Origin of the sequence: Bacillus bruguierae, from assembly GCF_037104725.1 — a bacterium.
Lineage (GTDB): Bacteria > Bacillota > Bacilli > Bacillales > Bacillaceae_G > Bacillus_A > Bacillus_A bruguierae.
The window spans coordinates 254,209-260,208 of sequence record NZ_JBAWSX010000006.1; the positions used below are offsets into that span (position 1 = coordinate 254,209).

The window sequence follows — 6,000 nt, forward strand, 5'->3', positions numbered from 1 at the left end:
AGCGGTACTCCTAAACCAACAAACGCTATCCTTTCTTATCATTTTCCAGAAAGAATAAGGTTTTTTCCAATCTTAAGTTTTTTATAAGAAGTAGTAAAATTCGCATTATCCCAAATTTATTCCACTATTTTAATATTTAGGAACCTCTAATATGCGTTTTTTCTTCCCATCATATACCAGGGCAGTTTTAGCTTTAATATGTTCATTATTATATTTAAAATCTTGGTTGGAGAAATTTACAATTACTTTCATATCTTTTCCAAATGTCGTACTTTGAACTTGACGATCCTCAGACAATATATCAAAATTTGTCATTGGCTTTGTGACAGCTTTCTTATGAAATGGAGACCATACTTTTAAGTATGAGATAATAAGGGATTTATTTTTCTCCCATTCATTTTTGTCAATTTGATATAAAGGTGGTACATTATACAACATTTCAGATAACATTCTATTTCCTATTTCATCTTTAATTCTAAAGCTTCCCCATCCCCATTGGTGGGTAGTAATAATTGAGTCATTATATACAAGTTTATATAAAGGAATTGAATATATAGGATTACTATAGATATCTTTAAAAATAGGTTTAATAGGAATAGTTTTTCCCAGTTGTTCTGGAACGGCACCATTTGGTGAAGTTGGCTTATAACCTCCTAAGTAGTACAGGCTTTTTTTATCTCCCATATCAGAATCAAGCCAAGGTCCAGGCCCAATTGTTTCTATTCCATGGGCAAAAGCTATAACAGTACTTGCAAAATCATTTCCACCTTCTGATCCAACTACCATATGTTTTTCTTGGCTAATATATTTCATTCTTTCCAATCTTGCTTTAACATCTTGCTCCTCAGTAGTAATGTGATTTGGAGAATAATCATCATAAACCTCGCCTGTAGCATCGCAATCCACAAACCAAGAATTAAACGGTATATTATTTTGTAAAATATCTCCCACACGTTGTTTCACACTCGGTAAAGATAATGTTGGATTTAACTTTCTTCCTTTACCTGCAAATCCTTCTATTTTTTCGCCTTTCTCATTCGAAATTGTTGCATTTTGGTATAAAGTTTTATCTTTAAAAGAAGCAGTATTCCAATCTCTACTTCCAACTTCGTGAATAGAATGATAAGAATCGTAAGGTCCAATTAAATAACCTAGTTTATTTGCTTCTTCTACCATTTTGGGATTCATTAATCCATTAGCCCAATTTGATAAACCAATCCACGCTTGATTAATACCTGATTTCTTTATATCAGTTAAGACATCGGTGGATTCTTTTTGTTCCCATTGGTTTATTCTATCCACTGCATCTGTTAATTTACTTTTAATTAATTCTTTATTAAGAGTATATAGTTCTTGCTCACTCAAATTATAAATTCCTTTTTTCAATAAATCATTTGTCTGAGTACCTAGACCTCCAAAAATATCTTTATTATAAAGTTGTTCTAATTGTAATACGTGATTTATAGCATCCACTATTACTTTTTGCTGGCTTTTATTAATAGATTTTTGCTTCTTTATATCTTGCATAACAGTTTCAAAGTCTTTTGATCCGTCTTCTGTATTTACCTGTAACAACTGAGCAATCCAATTTGTAAATTTCTCATCTATTTTTTGTGCAAATTTATCCCATTTGATATTTTCTACTGAAATCCCAGGGTGATTCCAAAAATAGATATGAGGAGCACCATATAATTTTCTAATGTTCGGATTTTCTTTTGCTTTTTCTTCTAGAGTTTTAAATTCTCCCTGTTCTTTTATAAAATTTTTGTAAATGTTTGCAATTGAAACAGGATTTTTATCTGTTACATATAATCTAAATCCATATTCTTTGTTTTTATTAATAGATGGATATTGATGTGTAAAACTAAACTGTATATTAGAATCAGCAGTAAAATGAATATTGTCATTATACATATTGTCGGCAATATACATGATAGAATACTTAGATTTATTCAATGCAAAGAATCTCATAGAAAAGCTCTCTATAAATGAAAAATCTTGATTTCCTAAGAATTGTTTCCAGCTTGAATCATTGCTAGGTATATTTTTCCCTTCCCATAATGGTAATGTATAACTGTCAGCACTTACTTTTGGCCAAGTAAATTCATTAGCTCCTTCAGACTTAGTAGATTTTAATTTAATGCTTAAATAGGACTCTTTCTTTTCAATTTTTACATCTACTTGATCATCCGGATAACTCCACGATATACAATTATTTGATCTTATAAGATTTTCTACTTTTTTCTTTGGTAATGGTAGAGATGCACTTTCTCTTACACCATCTTTTTCTACAAAAAGTTCACCTGTTTCAGGATTTACATCAAAAGTAAAGTTTTTATATTGAGAGACTGTATTTTCAACCTTTATCATAGAATTCGTTTGTTGCGCATAACTCATAGAAGGCAACGTAAGGCATATCGAACTCATCAAAATCGGAATAACTAACTTTTTAACTTTTTTCTTCATTTTTATAACCTCCCTTATTTGTATTTCAATCATAGACATGTATTGTGACAGAAATGTTACAATATTATTTTATAAGACAAATCTAATTAACTTCTGATAACGTCTCATATGGTGCGCATACAGGTAAGAAAATTGTATTCAACATATGCTCTTTGATAAAATTAAAAGATGTTATTTAGTTAAAGAAGTGAAAGGAGAAGGTTTATATGTCTAACGATTTAAAGATGGACGAGAACGAGTTTTGGAAAATCATTGATATGTTCGATTGGGAACATGAAGGTGATGATGAAACAGTTTTGGAAGAAGCGGTAAATTATTTAAGTAAAAAATCCAATGAAGAGATATTTGCTTTCGAGGACATGCTCTCCAAATTACTTTATGATTTGGACGGGGTTGAATACGCCAAAAATATTGGTGAGTATTCCTTTGTAGATGAAGAAGAGTTTTTCTCCGTAGATAACTTTCTGTATGCAAGATGCGTGGTTATAGCAAATGGGCGGGATTTTTATTATCATGTGTTGCAGCATCCAGAGGAAATGCCAAAAGATATGGAGTTTGAATCTTTATTGAGTATAAGTAGAGAAGCATACGAACAGAAAAATGATGAGGATTTTGATTATCTGCCAAAGTTTGATTATGAAACATACAGTAATAAGAGCAAATGGACAGGATAAATTGCTAATAGGGGGCGCACACTATGCTCATCAACTCTAAATACTAAAAAACGTTATTCTTTCTAAACAAGCTACCGTTTCTGTGCCATTACTACACAAACCTCAAGTACATTGATTCGAACAAAGAAAAAGGCACTAACTAAAAATAAAAGAACTCAATTAATGAGTCCTTTTATTTTTAGTTGAAAGGCATGCTGATTTGCGCTTTCTTCTTGGCTCAAATTAATATATTTTTACTAATACCTCTTATTTCTTCAACTTATTTATAAGAATGACTTTCTAATAATACTAATGCGTGTTCAATTTGCTTTTTGTTAAAGTAAAAATCTGTTATTATGTTATTCTGTTAATCATTTGTTATTATTCTTTAGAATAGGTCTAAAAGATCATCAAATTTCTCTATAACTTGATCATATTCACTTACATTTCCAAAACCGTACTTTGCGTAAACAAAAGGGATACCTGCATGCCTAGACGCTTTTAGATCACTCTCTGTGTCTCCAACATAAACAGGTTTTGAAAGATTGTTTCTTTCAATTATTAATTTGATATTGTCTCCTTTTGTAAGACCCGTTCTACTAGGGTTTTCATAATCTAAAAAGTAATTCTCAAGTTTATGATACCGAAAAAACCCCTCAATATAACCCTGTTGACAATTGCTGACGATAAAAAGTTTATATTTCTTAGAAAGGTTATGTAGTACATCTTCCACGTTTTCAAAAAGAGCTCCACCGTGTTCCTCTATATATTTACCTTCAATTTCAAAGCACTGTTTAATTATTTGTGTTCGAGTGTTTAAATCTAAGTTTGGAAATAACTTGCTACTTATGTCGTCCATTTGCAGTCCCATAGTACCTTCGAAGTCTCTTCTTGTTAATTTCTTTTCTACTTGTTTATTTTCCTCAACTATACTATTCCATGCAAGTAGTACGGTGTCTATAGAATCCCAAATAGTTCCATCCAAATCAAAAATTATGCTATCCATATGTATGTCCTCCTCATCATTTATAACATCTATGTGTTGCTTTGAAATAAAGTTTGATCAAAAACCTCTTACAAACTTACATTCTATGGTACACAAAAAGAATCGATTTTGAAAAAAGATTGATCAAAATCGACTTTTTCCCTGGGATTGTGTGTACAGTTTTTATAAAAAAGTTTGATGATTTAATGCTCCTTATTGAACAAACGCACCCGATAATTTAAGTAAATAAATTCACCTTTATAATGTCTCTCAAATATAATATCAGTTTATATATTCACAATTCTTCTCTAGCAGGTTCTTCATTAAATCTTTAGATAAATTGTAATTTGTTAATCGATATGCTTGTGTAACCACTGCTCAAATACCTTCAACTGTTCTTCAGTATGAAAGTAATGTTCACCTGCTTCCATGACCTCTAATTCACAACGGTGTTTTTTTGTAAAATAGTTAATAGTTTCAAATTCACACAGTTCATCCTTGGCTCCATACATAATATATGTATCTGTATTCCATGTATTAATAGGATGTTCTTTTACATAGCATAAATAATCCCAATATAACTTTTGACCAATAGGTGTTTCTATAGTCATTTCTTTTTGCAAAAGCTCTGGTGTTACATTAAACCATTTCATCATATTTTCGATAATTCGTTCCATATTAACTACTGGTGATAAAAATAATGCCTTTTTTAACACATCATTTTGATATGCTAAAAGGCTAAAATAAGCCCCCATACTACATGCAAACAAGCTTACTTCTTTCCAATGTTCTTTTGCGTAATTCATAATTATAGATAATTCATTAACACAAAACTGTACTTTGCAAGGAGTATTATCATTTTTTCTTTCTCCATGCTCAGGTAAATCAAAGCTTAACACTTGATAACCTTTTTGATTGGCTTCTTCAGCTAATATTTGAATAACTGCATCTTCCTTATTTGACATGTTTCCATGTACTGCAATAAAAATTTTTTCACTCTTTTCTCCCCACAAAACCGCGGGAATATTACTAATTTTAAAATTATCTTTAAGCATATTTCCTCCATAGAATAAGACATATGAGATTGGGCAAAAAATCGCATACATTTTATATTCTTCTACTTAGTTTTAAACAAATCAAACTATTCCTAATTTACCATGAATGAATTATAATATCTCTCTACATCTGTATAACATCGAGACTGTGAATTAAGTTTATCGACTTTGATTCCCTTATTGAGCTGATCTGCTCCGTTAGTGAAATAAGAAATCCTAGCTCACAGGATTTCTTATCAAACTTTTTTATAAATGATCAGACTTTGTTTTAAATTATCAAACTTTACTTTAGGGGTACACTATGTACGAAACTTAGCTAAATCATAACCCCCACCTTTCCTATATATGTAAATTATATCACAAATACAAACTTTTAAAATATCAGCTCCTTGCAACAGAACCAGAAATAGAAAGAAAAAACGTTCGACTTACGCCAACCCAAATTCATCCCCTTCCTATTCATTGGGCTTCAACCCTTCTCATTCCTTGAGGAAGGGGGAATTCTTTTGGAAATATGTTAAAATTTCATTCTATTAAATGGCCCGACTGCGGAATAGCATAACTGGTGCTTTTATTGAAAATTGACAGAGAGAAGTCATTGAAAGCAAATAAAAGAGCCTGTGTAGTCTATCGTTACTACACAGGCTCTTAAAACGCTTGAAGAAATTGATAAACTCGAAGAGTTTGTCAACAGCCCCTATTCGGAGGCTTCTATCTATTTTACAATTGGTAATGTTACTTCACTTAATTTTACTGTAAGTTTCGTCCCTGCTTTTGGACGAATCGTATAGTCATAGTCACTTGCAATTAATACGACTCCTATTTGATGGCCGGCTTGAAA

At 31.2% G+C, this 6,000-nt stretch carries 5 protein-coding genes; 1 reads left to right on the top strand and 4 read right to left on the bottom strand.

All coding sequences use genetic code 11. The features are described from left to right. Positions 1 to 129: 129 nt before the first annotated feature. Positions 130 to 2,466, bottom strand: coding sequence for a glycoside hydrolase (locus tag WAZ07_RS13070; protein ID WP_336472797.1), 2,337 nt, complete (start codon positions 2,464 to 2,466; stop codon positions 130 to 132). 206 nt (positions 2,467 to 2,672) lie between these two features. Here WAZ07_RS13070 and WAZ07_RS13075 point away from each other — a divergent pair, with 206 nt between their 5' ends. Continuing rightward, positions 2,673 to 3,140: a DUF4240 domain-containing protein gene (locus WAZ07_RS13075; RefSeq protein ID WP_336472798.1), complete on the top strand. Its 468-nt coding sequence runs from the start codon at positions 2,673 to 2,675 to the stop codon at positions 3,138 to 3,140. Positions 3,141 to 3,507: 367 nt separating this feature from the next. On the opposite strand, the gene WAZ07_RS13080 is transcribed toward WAZ07_RS13075, so the two are convergent. From WAZ07_RS13080 to WAZ07_RS13090, 3 genes are all read right to left on the bottom strand, one after another. Further along, positions 3,508 to 4,125, bottom strand: coding sequence for an HAD family hydrolase (locus WAZ07_RS13080; RefSeq protein ID WP_336472799.1), 618 nt, complete (start codon positions 4,123 to 4,125; stop codon positions 3,508 to 3,510). Between the two features lie 329 nt (positions 4,126 to 4,454). Beyond that, complete coding sequence (locus tag WAZ07_RS13085; RefSeq protein ID WP_396548272.1) at positions 4,455 to 5,159, bottom strand: alpha/beta hydrolase; 705 nt, start codon at positions 5,157 to 5,159, stop codon at positions 4,455 to 4,457. A 715-nt stretch (positions 5,160 to 5,874) separates the two neighbouring features. Beyond that, positions 5,875 to 6,000, bottom strand: a 126-nt coding sequence (locus tag WAZ07_RS13090; protein ID WP_336472815.1) for a CocE/NonD family hydrolase C-terminal non-catalytic domain-containing protein, incomplete at its 5' end; no start/stop codon positions are given.

Bases quoted from the DNA above. Each gene is read 5' to 3' on its own strand.
- WAZ07_RS13070 (WP_336472797.1), bottom strand. From the start codon at position 2,466: ATGAAGAAAAAAGTTAAAAAGTTAGTTATTCCGATTTTGATGAGTTCG.
- WAZ07_RS13075 (WP_336472798.1), top strand. From the start codon at position 2,673: ATGTCTAACGATTTAAAGATGGACGAGAACGAGTTTTGGAAAATCATT.
- WAZ07_RS13080 (WP_336472799.1), bottom strand. From the start codon at position 4,125: ATGGATAGCATAATTTTTGATTTGGATGGAACTATTTGGGATTCTATA.
- WAZ07_RS13085 (WP_396548272.1), bottom strand. From the start codon at position 5,159: ATGCTTAAAGATAATTTTAAAATTAGTAATATTCCCGCGGTTTTGTGG.